Here is a 17,863-nt window from a genome sequence, read left to right as displayed (position 1 = left end):
CGCAGCCGACCGACCATCGGGACCAAGCCGTTCTCGGATCACTCACGTGATCCAGCTACAAGGAGTTAACAAGTGGCACGCGTCAAGCGGGCAGTCAACGCCCACAAGAAGCGTCGGGCGATCCTCGAGCAGGCCAGCGGTTACCGCGGCCAGCGGTCGCGCCTGTACCGCAAGGCCAAGGAGCAGGTCACCCACTCCCTGGTCTACAACTACAACGACCGCAAGAAGCGCAAGGGCGACTTCCGTCGGCTGTGGATCCAGCGCATCAACGCCGCTGCCCGCGCCAACGGCATCACCTACAACCGCTTCATCCAGGGTCTGAACGCCGCCAACATCGAGGTGGACCGCAAGATCCTCGCGGAGCTGGCCGTCAACGACGAGAACGCGTTCGCCGCGCTCGTCGAGGTCGCGCAGAAGGCGCTGCCGTCGGACGTCAACGCGCCCAAGGCGGCGTGACGCTTCGCTGAGCTGAGCGTGATCTCGGACCCGTAAGCCGAACGGCTTGCGGGTCCGAGTGCGTCCGGGTACTCGTCTGTCCTCGTCTGTCGTCGGCCGTCCGCGGGCCTCTTGTGGCTGGTCGCGCAGTTCCCCGCGCCCTGACGGGACGCCCCTCACGGGGCGCCCGCATCTTTCCCTGAAGGTGAGTTCATGACCGCCGCCCCCGAATTGATCTCCCCCAAGTCGCCTCGCGTCAGTGCCGCGCGGCGGCTCGCCAAGCGGAACTTCCGGGGGAAGGAGCGGCTGTTCCTCGCCGAGGGGCCGCAGGCCGTGCGGGAGGCCGCCGGGCACGAGCGGACCCTCGTCGAGCTGTTCGCCACCGTCGACGCCGCCGAGCGATACGCCGACATCGTGGGGGAGGCTCGCGCCGCGGGCGCACGGGTGCACCTCGCCGACGAGGACGTCATCGCCGACATCTCGACGACCGTCACCCCGCAGGGCCTCGTCGGGGTCTGCCGCTTCCTGGACGTGCCCTTCGAGGAGATCCTCGCCGCCCGCCCCCGCCTCGTCGCCGTCCTCGCGCACGTCCGTGACCCGGGGAACGCCGGGACCGTACTGCGCTGCGCGGACGCCGCGGGCGCCGACGCCGTGATCCTCACGGACGCCTCCGTGGACCTCTACAACCCCAAGTCGGTGCGCGCGTCGGTCGGTTCGCACTTCCATCTGCCCGTCGCCGTCGGCGTACCCGTCGAAGAGGCCGTACGCGGGCTCAAGGACGCGGGCGTGCGCGTCCTCGCCGCCGACGGGGCGGGCGAGGACGACCTCGACGCGGAGCTCGACAAGGGCACCATGGGCACCCCCACCGCCTGGATCTTCGGCAACGAGGCATGGGGGCTGCCGGAGGAGACCCGCGCACTCGCCGACGCGGTGGTGCGTGTTCCGATCCACGGCAGAGCCGAAAGCCTCAACCTCGCGACGGCCGCGGCCGTGTGCCTCTATGCGTCCGCCCGTGCACAGCGTGCCGCCGGAGGGTGCCGCTCCGTCACATCGAGCTAGTAGTGTGACGGGCTCGGGGGCCCCGACAGGTCCGAGAGGTGGGGTACGGGGAATGAGTGTGGGCACGAGCAGAGCACCGGGGGTGGAGGACCTCGTCGGTGCTCGCGCGGACCACGGCGGTCCCGGTGATCCCGGTGGCCTCGGACTCGACCCCGACGAGCTGCCCGACGGGCTCGTCGTCGCGGACGAGACGGGCCACGTCATCTGCTTCAACGCCGCGGCGGTGCGGATCACCGCGGTCCCCGCGGCCGACGCCCTCGGCGCGCCCCTGGAGCACGCGCTCCCCTTAGAAGACCTCGAAGGCCGCCGCTGGTGGCAGCTGACCGATCCCTACGGCGGCCTCGCCATCCGCGTCGCCCAGCCCGAGCGCAACCTGCTGCTGCCCGGCGGCCGCGAGATCCTCGTCTCCGCCCGCTACGTCCGTACCACCCGCACCGGCCCCGTGCGCCGCGTCGTCGTCTCCCTCCGCGACACCGAGGCCCGCCGCCGCACCGAGCGCAGCCACGCCGAGCTGATCGCCACGGTCGCCCACGAGCTCCGCTCGCCCCTCACCTCCGTCAAGGGCTTCACCGCGACGCTGCTCGCCAAGTGGGAGCGGTTCACCGACGACCAGAAGAAGCTGATGCTGGAGACCGTCGACGCCGACGCCGACCGCGTCACCCGGCTGATCGCCGAACTCCTCGACATCTCCCGCATCGACTCCGGACGCCTGGAGCTGCGCCGCCAGCCCGTCGACATCGGCGTGGCCGTCGGCCGGCACATCCAGGCGCACGTCGCCGCGGGCCAGGACGCCGACCGCTTCCTCGTCCGGGTCCAGCAGCCGCTGCCCGACTGCTGGGCGGACCCCGACAAGGTCGACCAGGTGCTCAGCAACCTGCTGGAAAATGCGGTGCGGCACGGCGAGGGAACCGTCACCATCGAGGTGGCGCCCTCCGCATCGCCGCGCGAGCGGGGCGGCGCCGAGACCGCCGTGACCGTGAGCGACGAGGGTCCCGGCATTCCTGAGGAGTCGATGGGCCGCGTCTTCACCCGCTTCTGGCGGGGCAGCAAACGCGGCGGGACGGGACTGGGGTTGTACATCGTGAAGGGCATCGTGGAGGCGCACGGCGGAACGATCACCGTCGGCCGCGCGACCGGCGGCGGCGCCCAGTTCCGATTTACGTTGCCCGTGGGGGCCCCGGCGTACCTCCAGTGACTCACGTGAGTCAGTGAGGGAGCCCTGAGCAGCCCGCGGGCGCATTCGTTCACCGCACCCCCGTTAGACTCGGTCGTTGGCACTTTGCGTCCCCAACCCTGGGACACTCCGTCTCCGATTCGTCGACGGGGACCATCCGCCAGCCAACCGGAAGCACGGGAAGAGATGTCGGCACCGAACAAGTCGTACGACCCTGTCGAGGTCGAGGCACTGAAACCTGAAGAGATCGAGCGCATGCGGGACGAGGCGCTCGCCGCCTTCGCGGCCGCGGACTCGCTCGACGCGCTCCAGGAGGCCAAGGTCGCGCACACCGGCGGCACCTCGCCGCTGGCGCTCGCCAACCGCGAGATCGGCGCGCTGCCCCCGCAGGCCAAGGCCGAGGCGGGCAAGCGCGTCGGCATGGCGCGCGGCGCCGTCAGCAAGGCCCTGGCCGCCCGCCAGGCCGAGCTGGAGGCCGAGCGCGACGCCCGCGTCCTGGTCGAGGAGGCGGTGGACGTCACGCTGCCGTACGACCGGACCCCCGCAGGCGCCCGGCACCCGCTGACCACGATGATGGAGCGCGTCGCCGACGTCTTCGTCTCGATGGGCTACGAGGTCGCCGAGGGCCCCGAGGTCGAGGCGGAGTGGTTCAACTTCGACGCCCTGAACTTCACGCCCGACCACCCGGCCCGGCAGATGCAGGACACCTTCTTCGTCCAGGGGCCCGAGGGCGCCCAAGGCGACGAGTCCGGTGTCGTGCTGCGGACGCACACCTCGCCCGTGCAGGCCCGCGCGCTCCTCGAACGCCGTGAGCCGCCGGTCTACATCGTCTGCCCCGGCCGCGTTTACCGCACGGACGAGCTCGACGCCACGCACACCCCGGTCTTCCACCAGATCGAGCTGCTCGCCGTCGACGAGGGCCTCACCATGGCCGACCTCAAGGGCACCCTCGACCACATGGTCCAGTCGCTCTTCGGCCCGGACATGAAGACCCGCCTGCGGCCGAACTACTTCCCGTTCACCGAGCCGTCCGCCGAGATGGACATGGTCTGCTACGTGTGCCGCGGCGAGTCCGTCGGCAACCCCGACCGCCCCTGCCGCACCTGCGGCAGCGAGGGCTGGATCGAGCTCGGCGGCTGCGGCATGGTCAACCCGAAGGTGCTCACGGCCTGCGGCGTCGACCCCAAGAAGTACAGCGGATTCGCCTTCGGGTTCGGCATCGAACGGATGCTGATGTTCCGCCACAACGTCGAAGACATGCGAGACATGGTCGAGGGTGACATCCGGTTCACCCGGCCGTTCGGGATGGAGATCTGATGCGGGTCCCGCTTTCCTGGCTGCGGGAGTACGTCGACCTCCCCGCCACCGAGACCGGCCGTGACGTGCAGGCCAAGCTGATCGAGGTCGGCCTCGAGGTCGAGACCGTCGAGCAGCTCGGCGCCGGCCTCAAGGGCCCGCTCGTCGTGGGCAAGGTCCTCACCATCGAGGAGCTGGAGGGCTTCAAGAAGCCCATCCGCTTCTGCACCGTCGACGTCGGCACCGCCAACGGCACCGGCGAGCCGCAGGAGATCGTCTGCGGCGCCCGGAACTTCCAGGTCGGCGACAAGGTTGTCGTGGTCCTGCCCGGCGCCGTCCTGCCCGGCGACTTCGCGATCGCCCCCCGCAAGACGTACGGCAAGACCTCGCACGGCATGATCTGCTCCGGCGACGAGCTGGGCATGGGCGACGACGGCAGCGGCGGCATCATCGTGCTGCCCCCCGAGCACGAGGCAGGCACCGACGCCATCGAGCTCCTGGAGCTCGTCGACGAGGTCCTGGACATCGCCGTCACGCCCGACCGCGGCTACGCCCTGTCGATGCGCGGCGTCGCCCGCGAGACCGCCATCGCGTACGGCCTGCCGCTGCGCGACCCGGCGCTCCTGGACGTGCCCGCGCCGAACTCCTTCGGCTACCCCGTCAAGATCAGCGACCCGCTCGGCTGCGACCGCTTCACCGCGCGCACCGTCACCGGTCTGCAGCCCGAGGCCCGCTCCCCGATCTGGCTGCAGCGCCGTCTGCAGAAGGTCGGCATGCGCCCGATCTCGCTCGCCGTCGACGTCACCAACTACGTGATGATGGAGCTCGGCCAGCCCCTGCACGCGTACGACCGCTCCCGTGTCCAGGGCACGATCGGCGTGCGCAGGGCCGAGCAGGGCGAGAAGCTCACGACGCTCGACGGAGCCAAGCGCGTCCTCGACGCCGAGGACCTGGTCATCACCGACGACCGCGGCCCCATCGGCCTCGCGGGTGTCATGGGCGGCGCCAACACCGAGATCGCGGATCACGAAGAGGCGGCCGGTACCACCGACGTCGTCATCGAGGCCGCGCACTTCGACGCGATCTCCGTCGCCCGCACCGCGCGCCGCCACAAGCTGGCCTCCGAGGCGTCCAAGCGCTTCGAGCGCGGCGTCGACCCGCAGGCCGCGGCCGCCGCCGCGCAGCGCACCGTCGACCTGCTCGTGCTCCTCGCGGGCGGCAGCGCCGAGGCCGGCGTCACCGAGGTCATCGCGCCCACCGGGCCGCGCACGATCGTCATGCCCGCCGACCACCCGGACAAGGTCGCCGGTGTCACCTACGGCCGCGAGACCGTCGTACGCCGCCTCCAGGAGGTCGGCTGCGACGTCTACGGCCAGGACGACCTGACCGTCTCCGTGCCGTCGTGGCGCCCCGACCTCGCCGAGCCGAACGACCTCGCCGAAGAGGTCATCCGCCTCGAGGGGTACGAGAACCTGCCCTCGACCCTGCCGAAGCCCCCCGCGGGCCGCGGCCTGACCGAGCGGCAGCGGCTGCACCGCCGTGTCGGCCGCGCGCTGGCCGGCGCCGGCTACGTCGAGTCGCTGAGCTACCCCTTCATCGGGGAGGGCGTCTTCGACCAGCTGTCCCTCGACGCGGACGACCCGAACCGCCGCGTGGTCAAGCTCGTCAACCCGCTCTCCGACGAGGAGCCCGCGCTCCGCACGACGCTGCTGCCCGGCCTGCTCGCCGCGCTGCGCCGCAACGACGGACGCGGCAGCCACGACCTGGCCCTCTTCGAGACCGGCCTCGTCTTCCACCCGCGTCAGGAGCTCAAGGTCGCGGTGCGCCTGCCCGTCGACCGGCGGCCCACCGACGAGGAGATCGCGTCCCTCACCGACGCACTGCCCGTCCAGCCCCGGCACGCCGCCGTCGTCCTCGCGGGCGCCCGCGAGCAGGCCGGCTGGTGGGGCAAGGGCCGCCCGGCCGACTGGGCGGACGCCGTCGAGGCGGCGCGGACCATCGCCCGCGAGGCCGGCGTCGAGCTCATCGTCGACAAGGGGCAGTACGGGCCGTGGCACCCGGGCCGCTGCGCCGAACTGAAGGTCGTCGTCGACGGCGACATCGTCTCCGTCGGACACGCCGGTGAGCTGCACCCGCGCGTCGTCAAGGCGCTCGGCGTGCCCGCGCGCACCTGCGCGATGGAGCTCGACCTGGACCGCCTGGAGCAGGCCCGTGAAGGGGCGCTGCGCGCGCCGCGGATCTCCACCTTCCCGGTGGCCACGCAGGACGTCGCGCTCGTCGTCGACAAGGAGGTGCCGGCCGCCGTGGTCGAGTACTTCCTGCGCGGCGGCGCGGGCGAACTCCTGGAGTCCATCCGGCTGTTCGACGTGTTCGAGGGCGAGCAGATCGGCGAGGGCAAGAAGTCCCTGGCGTACGCGCTGCGGTTCCGCGCGGCCGACCGCACGCTGACCGTCGACGAGGCCTCCGCGGCCCGTGACGCGGCTGTCGCGCTGGCGGCCGAGCGGACGGGCGCGGTGCTGCGCGGAGCGTAGTCACCGCCTGTAGCCGATATCCGGCGCACAAGAGGCGCAAAGAGGGGCTTATCCGGACCACCGGGTAAGCCCCTCACTCATTTGGGTGACAAGTGGCCTCAATTTGCGTGATCGGTGCACTCGGTAGACAGAATCGACCCGGCCGTAAGGGCCGGCCTGCTTGCTCCACCGGGCCTAGGGGGGACATCGGCATGATCCGTATCAGGACTGGAGTCCCCTGCCGGGCGACGCTTCGGGGGAGAGTGCGCGCCAGATGCCCGCGCGTCCGCCGCGGAGGTCCCCGGGCAGGCGCCACCCCTCCGCTCGTGCCCATAGAGCGTCAAGGAGCCCGGCGTGTGCTCACGCTGGGCCTGCCGACGGTGTGGGGCGCCGTCGCCATCACGTACAAACTGGCCTGCCCGCTCGCCACACAGGACAGCATGGGGGCGCGGATCGTCAGCAGCGCCGTCTTCTTCGCCGTCGGCACCGGGCTCATACTTCACGTCCGCCGGGTGCTGCTGCGGGAGTTGCGGCAGATCCGCGAGGTCGCGGGCGCCGCGCAGAACGTACTCCTGAGACCGCTGCCGCCCCGCGTCGAAGGGCTCACTCTCGCCGTCGGACGGCTCTCCGCGTCGCGGGGCGCCTCTGTCGGGGGCGATCTGTACGAGGTGGCCGCCACCGAGCACGGCGTCCGTGTGGTCATGGGTGATGTGCGGGGCCACGGCCTCTCCGCCATCGGGACCGTCGCCGCCGTGCTCGGCAGTTTCCGCGAGGCCGCGCACGAGGAGCCCGAACTGCCCCTGGTGCTGCGCCGTTTGGAGCGGGCCCTCGGGCGCCATCTTCGCGAGCGCTCGCGCGGCGAGCATCCGGCGAGCGGCAACGCGGCGCCGGAGAGCCCGCTGTCCGAGGAGTTCGTCACCGTACTGCTTCTGGAGATCGGCGCGGACGGCGAGATCTCGGCGCTCAACTGCGGCCATCCCTGGCCCTACCTGCTCAGTGACACCGCCCGTCCCCTGACGGACAGTGAGCCGCTGCCGCCGCTCGGGTCCTTCCCGCTCCCCGCCGAACTTCCGGTGCTCGGCTGCGGACGGTTGCTGCCCGGCGAGGCGCTCGTCCTGCACACGGACGGCATGGAGGACGCGCGGGACGCGGCGGGGACGTTCTTCCCGTTGCGGGCCGCGCTCGCCGAAGCGGCCGACGACGCCCCGCCGGTCTCCCCGCAGGGCCTCATCCACGAGGTCTACGCCGAACTCCTGCGCCATACCGGTCAGTTGCCGTCCGACGACGCGGCGCTGCTCGTGCTGCGCAACGACCGGAAGAGGGTCCCGGTCCAGAAGTCGGAGCCGCCGGAGCCGCCGGAGCCGGAACCTGAGCGGCACGCCCGCTCCATGACCGGCGGCTGACGACCGGCGGGTGACCGGGAGACAGTTCCCGGAGAGCGGCATACGTCATCCGCCCCGCCATGGAGTTGTTCGGCAGACGGCGGGACGGATGACGCCAGTGAGGGCCACCGTGCTTTTTCGAGGGGGGAGCCGGTGGCCCGTCCGGCCTCCTTAACTGATGAGGCATCTCAGTCAAGCGATCCCACCCACCGTGCGGCAGAGCGCACACCCCCCGGATCCGGGCACTCCGTTCACACCCCGTGTGAAGGGACCTCCACTAATCTGAACAGCACCGAGCCACCGGAGGGCACCCATGCAGCCCAACACTCTGCTCGACGCGATCCTCGACGAAGCCGGCATCTCCCACGCGGGACTCGCCGCGCATGTGAACCAGGTCGGCAGGTCCCGGGGTCTCGCGTTGCGGTACGAACACACCGCCGTGTCACGCTGGTTGAAGGGCCAGCGGCCGCGCGGCCAGGTGCCCGACCTGATCTGCGAGGTGCTCGCCGCCCGGCTGCAGCGGCCCGTCACCCTGGACGACATCGGCCTCGGCCTGCCCGGCGCCCCCGCCGTCCGGACCGGCTCCGCCGCCTCCACGCTCTCCGGTTTCGTGGAACGGGCCACCGCCCTCTGGCGCTCGGACGAACAGCAGCGGCCGCACCTGCTCGGCGCGCCCGCCGTCACCGGAACGCCCGCCGTGATGCCCGTCTGGGAGTGGGAGAACCCGCCCGACGACGTCGACGTGTCCCGCGGCGGACGGCACCCCGTCAGCACGGCCGACATCGAGATGATGCGCGCCGCCCGCGCCCACTACGAGCAGATGTACCGCAAGACCGGCGGCATCGCGACCCGCACCCGCATCGTCGGCTTCCTCAACGCCGAGGCCGCACCCCTGCTGCGCGGCAGCTATACGGACGAGATGGGCCGTCAACTGCACCGTTCCACGGGCGGGTTGGTGGCCATCGCGGGGATCTGCGCCTATGACTCCGACGCGCACGGCCTGGCTCAGCGCTACTTCCACCAGGCGTTGCGCCTGGCCAAGGCCAGCGGCGACACGGGGCTCGGCGCGTATGTGATCGCGCTCCTCGTCAACCAGTCGCTGTTCATGCGCGAGTACCGGCAGGCCGTGGCGTTCGCGGAGGCGGCGCTGCGGGCGGCGGGGCGCGACCTCACCCCGGCGCTCGCCTCCGACCTGTACGCGATGCAGGCCAAGGCGTACGCGCACCTCGGCGACGGCAGGAGCGCGCTGTCCTGCATCCGGCGTGCGGAGGCGGCGGCCGATCGGATTCTGCGCGGCCGTGAGCCGGACGAGACGGGCTATGTCCAGCCCGGTCTGGTCAATGTGCAAGTGGCGGAGGCACTGCTGAGCCTCGGCGATCTGGTCAGCGCCCGCGAGCACGCCGCGGCGGCCGTGGACACTCCGGCGCACGACCGGGGGCGGGTGCACCGGCTCGCCATGCTCAGCCAGATCGAACTGCGCCAGGGCAACACCGACGAGGCGGTGGCCACGGCGGTGGAAATGGCAGAACAGGCCCGGGGAATGGAGTCCCAGAGACTGCGCGACCGGCTGCGCGCGGTGCGCGAGCACCTCGTCCGCAGTGACTGCGCGGGCACGGCCGAGGCGGCCGAACTCATCGCCGGGGCGCTGCGCGTACCGCTGTGACGCGCTCCGCGCGCCGCCGTCCGGGCGTCGCGCGCACACCGTTCTGAGCCGCGCACACGCTGCTCGGATGTTTCCCCTGCTGCGATATTGCCATCTAATCGTCGGAAGGTGGCAGAACCGTGCAGTGGACGAAACAGAGCGAACAAACTGTGTATGGAAACCGGTGGTTCACGGTCAATCTCGCCGATGTCGAACTGCCCGACGGCCGGCATCTGGACCACTTCCTGATACGGCTGCGGCCCGTCGCCGTGGCCACCGTCGTCAACGACGCCAACGAAGTGCTCCTGCTGTGGCGGCACCGCTTCATCACCGACAGCTGGGGCTGGGAGCTCGCGGCAGGCGTCGTCGAGGACGGCGAGGACCTCGCGTACGCGGCGGCACGCGAGATGGAGGAGGAGACCGGGTGGCGGCCGGGCCCGCTGCGGCACCTCATGAGCGTGGAACCGTCCAACGGGCTCACCGATGCCCTGCATCACATCTACTGGTCCGACGAAGGGACGTACATCGGTCATCCCGAGGACGACTTCGAGTCGGACCGCCGTGAGTGGGTCCCGCTCAAGCTGGTCCCCGACATGGTGTCCCGCGGCGAGGTGCCGGCCGCCAACATGGCCGCGGCGCTCCTCCTCCTCCACCATCTGCGCCTCGGTCAGGACGCGAGCTAGTCAGCGACCGATGGCCTGCCAGACCGCCACCGCGACCGCCGCGACCGCCGCGAGAGCGGCGATGGTCGGCAGTGGCCAGCGTGTGTTCTCCAGCGCGGCGACCCGGGCCTCCATGGACTCCACGTTCTTGGCGGTCTGTTCGTCGTGCTGAGTCAGCAACGCCAGCCGTCCGTCGACGCGGGCGAGCCCCACGTCCAGGCTGCGACGCAACTCAGCGAGTTCTTCCGGGACCACGGCACTCTCGCCGTCGGTGGTCACGAGACCACTCCTCTCTGTAATGGCGCATCCCCCCTTCATCCGCACAGAAAGTGAACTCGCACGGCGGGCGGGGCGGGAGAGTGTGCGATGGGCATATGCGAGCCCCCAGCGCACACGGTGTGTGAACGCCGCGGGCCCGGCACTCGAAGGAGTGCCGGGCCCGTCGGGTACGGAGAGTGTTCGTACGGGGAGTGAGAGCCTGTCGTCGAACCCCGTCAGGCGTACGTGTAGAAGCCCGAGCCGGACTTCCTGCCGAGGCGTCCGGCGTCCACCATCCGCTGCAGCAGCGGGGGAGCGGCGTACAGCGGCTCCTTGTACTCGGCGTACATGGAGTCGGCGACCGAGGCGACCGTGTCCAGGCCGATCAGGTCGGAGAGCTTGAGCGGACCCATCGGGTGGGCGCAGCCCATCTCCATGCCGTTGTCGATGTCCTCGCGGCTCGCGATGCCCGACTCGAACATCCGGATCGCGGAGAGCAGATACGGGATGAGCAGCGCGTTGACCACGAAGCCCGAGCGGTCCTGGGCGCGGATCGCGTGCTTGCCGAGGATCTTCTCGACCACGGCCTGGGCGCGGCTGATGGTGCCCTCGGACGTGGTCAGCGCGGGGATCAGCTCGACGAGCTGCTGCACCGGCGCCGGGTTGAAGAAGTGGATGCCGATGACCTGGTCGGGACGCGAGGTCGCGACGGCCAGCTTCACCAGCGGGATGGAGGAGGTGTTGGAGGCGAGGATCGCGTCCTGCCGGGTCACCACCTGGTCGAGGACCTGGAAGATCTCGGTCTTGACCTGCTCGTTCTCCACCACGGCCTCGATGACCAGGTCACGGTCGGCGAACTCGCCGAGGTCGGTGGTGAAGCTGAGGCGATCCAGCGTCGCGTCGCGCTCCTCGTCGGAGATCTTGCCGCGCTCGGCCGCCTTGGAGAGCGAGTTGTACAGCCGCGTCCGCCCGATTTCCAGGGCCTCGCCGGTGGTCTCCGCGACCTTCACGTCCAGTCCGGAGCGGGCGCAGACCTCTGCGATTCCGGCGCCCATCTGGCCACAGCCCACCACTCCGACGCGTGCGATATCGGTCATGGAGTCGGTCACCTCGTGCCTTTCGCTGATCAACGGGACCGGCAGGCCCCCGTACCCCCGTTTGGATGCGGTGCCTGCCTCGGCCGTGAACGTTACTCCGCAATGAGGGGTCCATGGCGGGCCGGGTCGGGCATGCTGTCCGCAACCGGCAAGGGGTGCCGGTGCACAGCGAGCTCAGGGGGCATGCAGATGAGGCGTATGTCACGTCGAGGTTTCTCGGTGGTGGCCGCGGCGACGGTCGTCGGTCTGGCGGCGGCGGGTGACGCGGCCGCCGCTCCCGACCGGCGCCCGAAGAAGAAGCGCGAACTGCGGGGCATGTGGCTGGCGAGCGTCGTCAACCGCGACTGGCCCTCCAAGCCGGGACTCCCGGCGGCACAGCAGCGCAGCGAGCTCCTGGCCTTCCTGGACTCGGCCGCGAGCCGCAGACTCAACGCGGTGGTCTTCCAGGTGCGGCCCACCGCCGACGCGCTGTGGCCTTCGCCGTACGAGCCGTGGTCGGAGTACCTCACCGGGACGCAGGGCAAGGACCCGGGCTGGGACCCGCTGGGCACCGCCGTGCACGAGGCGCACCGCAGGGGCCTGGAACTGCACGCGTGGTTCAACCCCTTCAGGATCGCCAACCACACCGACCCGTCGCGTCTGGTGGCCACGCACCCCGCGCGGGTGCACCCCGACTGGGTCGTGCCGTACGGCGGGAAGCTCTACTACAACCCGGGCCTGCCCGCGGTGCGGCGCTTCGTCCAGGACGCGATGCTGGACGCCGTCCGCAAGTACCCGATCGACGCGGTGCACTGGGACGACTACTTCTACCCGTACCCCGTCGCGGGCCAGGTCTTCGACGACGACGCCGCCTTCGAGGAGTACGGCGGCGGCTTCCCGGACCGGGCGTCCTGGCGGCGGGACAACATCGACCGGTTGGTGCGCGAGATGTCGGGCCGGGTGAAGAAGGCGCGGCGGCAGACGCAGTTCGGGATCAGCCCCTTCGCGGTCTGGCGCAACATCGCGACCGACCCGACGGGCTCGGACACCCGGGCCGGGGTGCAGACCTACGACGACCTGTACGCGGACACGCGCGGCTGGGTGAAGAAGAGCTGGATCGACTACATCGTCCCGCAGGTCTACTGGAACATCGGCTTCCCCGCGGCGGACTACGCCAAGCTCATCCCGTGGTGGAACGACGTCGTGCGCGGCACCGGCGTGCGCCTGTACATCGGTGAGGCGCTCTACAAGGCGGGCGACCCCGCGCAGCCCCCGGCCTGGCAGGACCCGGCGGAGCTGTCCCGGCACCTCACGTACGCCAAGGGCTACGACGAGGTGCGCGGGCACATCTACTTCTCCGCCAAGGAGGTCGGCGTCGACAGGAACGGCGCGATGGCCCGGGTGGTCGCCGACCACTACCAGGAGCCGGCGAAGCCACCGCGCGGATCCGCCTGAGCTACGGAGCCGGGTCCTGATGCCGTACGACGGTGTCGGGGCCCGGCGACATCAGGGTCTCGTGTCCGTCGTCGAAACGGACGCGGTACGGCGGGCTGCCGTCCGGGCCCAGTACCTCGATGATCTCCGCCGTCCGGTTGTGCTGCCCGACGATCCTGCCGTGCACCAGCAGTCGGTCACCTACGGTTGCGCGCATGTGGAGTGCTCCCTCGTCCGCTCTGCGGTCGCGATCCGTGGCCGTCAGTCTACGACGGGTGGCGGGAGTTGAAGCCTGGTGCGGCGTACCGCGGCTCAGCCGCGGGCCCGTTGGGTGACCGCGATGCAGACGAGGACGGCGGCGGCCGTGAGCGGCGCGGCCACGGTGAGGTGCTCGCCGAGCAGGAAGACCGACCAGACCAGGGTCAGCAGCGGCTGGGCGAGCTGCAGCTGGCTGGCCTTGGGGACACCGATCACGGCCATGCCCCGGTACCAGACGACCAGGCCGAGGAACTGGGAGCCGATCGCGGCGTACAGCAGGCCCGCCGTGCTGTGCCCGGTGAGCTGGAAGGACTCGTGGGGCAGGGCCAGCAGCGCGCCCACGATGTTGAGCGGCAGGCACAGGATCAGCGCCCAGCCGATGACCTGCCAGCCGGGCATCTCGCGGGCCAGCCTGCCGCCCTCCGTGTAACCGGCCGCACAGATCAGCAGCGCGCCGAAGAGGTAGAGGTCGGCCGTGGTCAGGGCGCCGCCGCTCTGCTGCACGGTGAACGCGATGACGGCGGCGGCCCCGGCGAGCGCCGCCGCCCAGAACGCCCGGGAGGGGCGCGCCCCGGTGCGCAGCGCCGAGAAGACGGCCGTCGTCAGGGGGAGCAGGCCGACGACCACGGCGGCGTGCGCGGTGGTGGAGGTCTGCAGCGCGAGTGTGGTGAGCAGCGGGAAACCGACGACGACGCCCGCGCCGACCACGGCGAGCCCCGCCCAGTGGCGGCGGTGCGGGACCGCGACGCGCAGGGCGAGCAGACAGCCGCCCGCGACGAGGGCGGCGAGCACGCCGCGCAGGGTCACGAAGCTCCACGGGCCGATGCCTTCGAGGCCCCAGGCGGTGGAGGGGAAGGTGAGGGAGAAGGCGGTGACGCCGAGGGCGGCCAGCACGGTGCCGGTGCGGCGGGTGCCGGAGGGGCGGGGCGTCCGAGGTGTCTCCGCGGGGGCCGGGACCGCTATCCGGTTCGGGAGAGTAGCGCTATCCTGTGCTGTCATGCATGACAGTAGCAGTGTGGCTGAACTGGCGAAAAGTCTACGGAGTGAGCTGGATCGCTACTCCCCAGGCGGAAAGCTGCCGTCGAGCCGGTCGCTCGTCGAACGGTTCAAGGTGAGTCCGGTGACCGTGTCGCGGGCCCTCGCGCAGCTGGCCGCCGAAGGGCTCGTCGTCACCCGGCCAGGCGCGGGCGTCTTCCGCGCCGAAGCGTCGGCGCCCGCCGCGCCCGCGGGGGACACCTCGTGGCAGGAGGTGACGCTGAGCGCCGACGCCGCCGCGGAACTCGTGCCGCGCTCGGTCGACGCGTCCGGGGTCCTGGCCACGCTCGCCGCGCCACCGCCAGGCGTCATCGAGTTCAACGGCGGCTACCTGAACCCCGCGCTGCAGCCCGAGCGCGCGATGGCGGCGGCCCTCGCGCGGGCGGGGCGGCGGCCCGGCGCGTGGGGGCGGCCGCCGGTCGACGGCCTGCCCGAGCTGCGCGAGTGGTTCGCCCGGGGCATCGGCGGGGCGATCACGGCCGCCGAGGTGCTGATCACGGCGGGCGGCCAGAGCGCGCTGACGACGGCCCTGCGGGCGCTCGCTCCGCCCGGCGCGCCGGTCCTCGTCGAGTCCCCGACGTATCCGGGCATGCTGGCGATCGCGCGGGCGGCGGGACTGCGGCCCGTGCCCGTCCCCGTCGACACCGACGGGGTGCGCCCCCAGCTCCTGGAGGCCGCGTTCCGGGCGACGGGCGCCCGCGTTTTCGTCTGCCAGCCGCTGTTCCAGAACCCGACCGGCGCCGTGCTGTCGGCCGAGCGTCGCCCCGAGGTCCTGCGGATCGCCCGCGAGGCGGGGGCGTTCGTCATCGAGGACGACTTCGTGCGCCGCCTCGTCCACGAGGACGCCGGGCCGCTGCCCCGCCCGCTCTCGTCCGACGACCACGACGGCGTCGTCGTCCACGTCTGCTCGCTCACCAAGGCCACCTCGCCGAGCTTCCGCGTCAGCGCGCTCGCCGCCCGCGGCCCCGTCCTCGAACGGCTGCGCGCCATCCAGGTCGTCGACCACTTCTTCGTGCCGCGGCCGCTCCAGGAGGCGGCGCTCGAACTGGTCGGCTCCCCGGCCTGGCCGCGCCATCTGCGGGCCGTCGCCGGGGAGTTGAAGGAGCGCAGGGACGCCATGTCGGCGGCGCTGCGGCTGCGCCTGCCCGAGTTCACGGTGCCGCACATCCCGGCGGGCGGCTACAACCTGTGGCTGCGGTTGCCCGACGGCGTGGACGAGTCAGCGTTCGCCTCCGCGGCCCTTCGCGCGGGCGTGGCCGTGGCTCCCGGCCGCCCGTACTTCGCGGCCGAGCCCTCCGCCGGCCACGTCCGGCTGAGCTTCGCGGCGGTCGCCGGAGTGGGGGAGATCACCGAGGGGGTGCGCCGGCTGCGGGTGGCGTGCGACGAGGTGCTGGGGTAGCCGCCGACGACCTGTCCCGCCAGGCGGAATCCGCTCGACTTCGCCGTGCGACGGCTGCGAGGCTCGTCCCATGAACGAGAGTGCTGACCTCCCCGACGGGTACGAGATATCCGCCGATCCCGCCCGTATAGACGCCGCCCGTGTCCACCACTGGCTCTCCACCGACGCCTACTGGGCGCTCGGGCGCAGCCGTGACAAGCAGGACGCGGCGATCGCGGGCTCGGTCAACTTCGGGGTGTACGAGGAGAGTTCGGGGGAGCAGGTCGCGTACGCGCGCGTGGTGACCGACCGGGCCACGTTCGCCTGGCTGTGCGATGTGTACGTCGCGCCGGACGCGCGTGGCAAGGGGCTCGGTGTCGCGCTCGTCGGCGCGGTCTGCGCGCACCTGGAGCCGTACGGCGTGCGGCGGACGCTGCTCGCCACGGCGGACGCGCACGGCGTCTACGAGAAGCTCGGCTTCAAGGCCCTGGAGACCCCGGAGAACTGGATGGCGCGCGGCACCCAGTGAGGCGCCGCGTCCGCCGGTACTCCGTGACGAGCAGCAGGTCCTTCGCCGGGCCGCCGACCCGCCACCGCGTGCGCCAGCTGTCCGAGCCGGTCACCTCGAACTCGCCGCGGTAGAGGTCACGCACGCAGGGGTGGTCCGCCGTCCAGCTGCCCGTGCGCAGGTCCAGGTCGTGGAAGAAGCGGCCGTCGGCGAACTCCACGCGGGCGGTGCCGCGCTCCTCGCCGGGCAGGAAGCGCAGCGTGCGCTCGGCCGGGCGTGCGGTGCCGTGCCAGGTGAAGGTGCCCGACTCGTGGTGGAGGAGGCCGCCGGTGTCCGGGGCGGGCAGCGGCGAGAAGAGCACCGTACCGGTGAAGCGGCCCTCGGAGCCGTCCGTGAGGTCGCGGACCGTTCGCTCGACGCGCCACTCACCCGCGAGATGGGCCAGGACGTCCGGTACGGGACGGAACGCGGAGACGGCGCCGAGGTCCGCGCCGGCACCGGTATCGGCACCGGCACCGGCACCGGCACGGGTATCGGCACGGGTATCGGCACCGACGCAGACGTCGGCGCCGATACCGGTTGTCTCGTCGGGAAAGGACATACCCGCAGGCTACGTGTCCCTACTTGTTCACGGCCGCGAGGCTGCGCTCGTCGTACCGCGTGCCCGCGACCCGGCCCGCGGGGGCCGCCGCGTCGATCGCGGCGAGCTCGTCGGCGGACAGCTCGATCGCGACGGCCCCGAGGTTCTCCTCCAGGTACTTCTCGCGCCGCGTGCCCGGGATCGGCACCACGTCGTCACCGCGGTGTTGCACCCAGGCGAGCGCGAGCTGCCCGGCGGTGACACCCTTCTCGGCGGCGAGCGCGTCGAGCGTGTCCACGATGGACAGGTTCCGCTCCAGGTTGCCGTCGGTGAAGCGGGGCTGCGTGCGGCGCAGGTCGTCCTCCGGCAGCCCGTCGAGCGAGGTGTAGCGGCCGGTGAGGAAGCCGCGCCCGAGCGGCGAGAACGGCACCAGGCCGATGCCGAGCTCGCGGCAGACCGGTGCGATCTCCGCCTCCAGATCCCGGGTCCACAGCGACCACTCGCTCTGCAGCGCGGCGATCGGGTGCACGGCGTGCGCCCGCCGCAGGGTGCGCGCACCGGCCTCGGAGAGCCCGAGGTGGCGCACCTTGCCCGCCGCGACCAGCTCGGACATCGCGCCGACGGTCTCCTCGATCGGCACGGTCGTGTCGACCCGGTGCTGGTAGTAGAGGTCGATGTGGTCGACGCCGAGGCGGCGCAGCGAGGCGTCGCAGGCCTCCCGTACGTACGCCGCGTCGCCCCGGATGAGGGTGGGCTCGCCGAGCCGGTTGGCGAAGCCGAACTTCGTGGCGACGACGGCCTGTTCGCGCCGCGGACCGGCGAGGGCGCGGCCGATGAGCTGTTCGTTGTGGCCGCCGCCGTAGAAGTCGGAGGTGTCGAAGAGGGTGACGCCGAGGTCGAGGGCGCGGTGGATCGTCGCGACGGACTGCGCGTCGTCCGACGTGCCGTAGCCGTGGCTCATCCCCATGCATCCGAGGCCCTGCGCGGAGACGGTCAGCGCGCCGAGCCGGCGCGTGGGAAGGCTGGTCATGGTGGTACCTCCTGGGATGTGCCCGGTGATCGGCTCCGACACTAGGAGCTGGAGCGGACTCCAGGTCAAGGCGGTGCTGCCGGGAACCGGAGCGCGTGTACGGGGGCTGTCCCCAGGGGGGTTCGGCCCGGTAGCCCGATGGTCCG

General features: G+C 71.8%; 17 protein-coding genes. 11 read left to right on the top strand and 6 right to left on the bottom strand.

Annotated elements, in window-relative coordinates:
- Nucleotides 1-72 precede the first annotated feature (72 nt).
- The 8 genes from rplT to AB0N81_RS14545 all read left to right on the top strand — a co-directional run bounded on the left by rplT (nt 73) and on the right by AB0N81_RS14545 (nt 10,181).
- Complete coding sequence (gene rplT, locus AB0N81_RS14580; RefSeq protein ID WP_362993569.1) at nt 73-456, top strand: 50S ribosomal protein L20; 384 nt, start codon at nt 73-75, stop codon at nt 454-456.
- A 192-nt stretch (nt 457-648) separates the two neighbouring features.
- Nucleotides 649-1,494, top strand: a complete 846-nt coding sequence (locus AB0N81_RS14575; protein ID WP_365358162.1) for an RNA methyltransferase — start codon at nt 649-651, stop codon at nt 1,492-1,494.
- 52 nt (nt 1,495-1,546) lie between these two features.
- Nucleotides 1,547-2,689, top strand: a complete 1,143-nt coding sequence (locus AB0N81_RS14570) for an ATP-binding protein (RefSeq protein ID WP_365358161.1) — start codon at nt 1,547-1,549, stop codon at nt 2,687-2,689.
- 165 nt (nt 2,690-2,854) lie between these two features.
- Entirely contained in the window at nt 2,855-3,985 is a 1,131-nt protein-coding gene (gene pheS / locus AB0N81_RS14565; RefSeq protein WP_365358160.1) for a phenylalanine--tRNA ligase subunit alpha, read from the top strand.
- Nucleotides 3,985-6,495, top strand: coding sequence for a phenylalanine--tRNA ligase subunit beta (pheT, locus tag AB0N81_RS14560; RefSeq protein WP_365358159.1), 2,511 nt, complete (start codon nt 3,985-3,987; stop codon nt 6,493-6,495). The genes pheS and pheT overlap by 1 nt, the downstream gene beginning before the upstream one ends.
- Before the next feature lie 419 nt (nt 6,496-6,914).
- Nucleotides 6,915-7,877 carry a PP2C family protein-serine/threonine phosphatase gene (locus AB0N81_RS14555; protein WP_365358422.1) on the top strand — a complete coding sequence of 321 codons (963 nt, stop codon included), beginning with the start codon at nt 6,915-6,917 and terminating at the stop codon, nt 7,875-7,877.
- Nucleotides 7,878-8,169: 292 nt separating this feature from the next.
- Complete coding sequence (locus AB0N81_RS14550) at nt 8,170-9,519, top strand: transcriptional regulator (protein WP_365358158.1); 1,350 nt, start codon at nt 8,170-8,172, stop codon at nt 9,517-9,519.
- Nucleotides 9,520-9,638: 119 nt separating this feature from the next.
- The gene (locus tag AB0N81_RS14545) at nt 9,639-10,181 is read left to right on the top strand and encodes an NUDIX hydrolase (RefSeq protein ID WP_365358157.1); all 543 of its coding nucleotides are present in this window, start codon (nt 9,639-9,641) and stop codon (nt 10,179-10,181) included.
- On the opposite strand, the gene AB0N81_RS14540 is transcribed toward AB0N81_RS14545, so the two are convergent.
- Together AB0N81_RS14540 and AB0N81_RS14535 are read right to left on the bottom strand one after the other, a co-directional pair.
- Nucleotides 10,182-10,439, bottom strand: a complete 258-nt coding sequence (locus AB0N81_RS14540; RefSeq protein ID WP_365358156.1) for a hypothetical protein — start codon at nt 10,437-10,439, stop codon at nt 10,182-10,184. It lies immediately after the preceding gene.
- Between the two features lie 215 nt (nt 10,440-10,654).
- Nucleotides 10,655-11,515: a 3-hydroxybutyryl-CoA dehydrogenase gene (locus tag AB0N81_RS14535; protein ID WP_361733701.1), complete on the bottom strand. Its 861-nt coding sequence runs from the start codon at nt 11,513-11,515 to the stop codon at nt 10,655-10,657.
- 189 nt (nt 11,516-11,704) lie between these two features.
- On the opposite strand from AB0N81_RS14535, the gene AB0N81_RS14530 reads away from it, so the two are divergent.
- Nucleotides 11,705-12,949 (top strand): family 10 glycosylhydrolase, encoded by a 1,245-nt coding sequence (locus AB0N81_RS14530; RefSeq protein WP_365358155.1) that lies wholly within the window; start codon nt 11,705-11,707, stop codon nt 12,947-12,949.
- 1 nt (nt 12,950) lies between these two features.
- Here AB0N81_RS14530 and AB0N81_RS14525 read toward each other — a convergent pair whose 3' ends face one another.
- Nucleotides 12,951-13,145: a DUF1918 domain-containing protein gene (locus tag AB0N81_RS14525; protein WP_365358154.1), complete on the bottom strand. Its 195-nt coding sequence runs from the start codon at nt 13,143-13,145 to the stop codon at nt 12,951-12,953.
- A gap of 95 nt (nt 13,146-13,240) precedes the next feature.
- Nucleotides 13,241-14,185, bottom strand: coding sequence for a DMT family transporter (locus AB0N81_RS14520; RefSeq protein WP_365358153.1), 945 nt, complete (start codon nt 14,183-14,185; stop codon nt 13,241-13,243).
- Between AB0N81_RS14520 and AB0N81_RS14515 the strand changes: the two genes are divergently transcribed.
- Together AB0N81_RS14515 and AB0N81_RS14510 are read left to right on the top strand one after the other, a co-directional pair.
- Nucleotides 14,184-15,620, top strand: coding sequence for a PLP-dependent aminotransferase family protein (locus tag AB0N81_RS14515; RefSeq protein WP_365358152.1), 1,437 nt, complete (start codon nt 14,184-14,186; stop codon nt 15,618-15,620). The two genes, AB0N81_RS14520 and AB0N81_RS14515, sit on opposite strands and share 2 nt — an antisense overlap.
- A 70-nt stretch (nt 15,621-15,690) precedes the next feature.
- On the top strand, nt 15,691-16,128 hold the full coding sequence (locus tag AB0N81_RS14510) for a GNAT family N-acetyltransferase (RefSeq protein WP_365358151.1): 438 nt from the start codon (nt 15,691-15,693) through the stop codon (nt 16,126-16,128).
- Here AB0N81_RS14510 and AB0N81_RS14505 read toward each other — a convergent pair.
- Nucleotides 16,079-16,708 carry a DUF6314 family protein gene (locus AB0N81_RS14505; RefSeq protein ID WP_365358150.1) on the bottom strand — a complete coding sequence of 210 codons (630 nt, stop codon included), beginning with the start codon at nt 16,706-16,708 and terminating at the stop codon, nt 16,079-16,081. The genes AB0N81_RS14510 and AB0N81_RS14505 overlap by 50 nt on opposite strands.
- Nucleotides 16,709-16,727: 19 nt before the next feature.
- The gene (locus AB0N81_RS14500; protein WP_365358149.1) at nt 16,728-17,717 is read right to left on the bottom strand and encodes an aldo/keto reductase; all 990 of its coding nucleotides are present in this window, start codon (nt 17,715-17,717) and stop codon (nt 16,728-16,730) included.
- Nucleotides 17,718-17,863 lie beyond the last annotated feature (146 nt).

Source organism: Streptomyces sp. NPDC093510 (assembly GCF_040683555.1).
In the GTDB taxonomy this organism is placed as follows: domain Bacteria; phylum Actinomycetota; class Actinomycetes; order Streptomycetales; family Streptomycetaceae; genus Streptomyces.
This window is presented reverse-complemented; position numbering and strand designations above follow the sequence as displayed.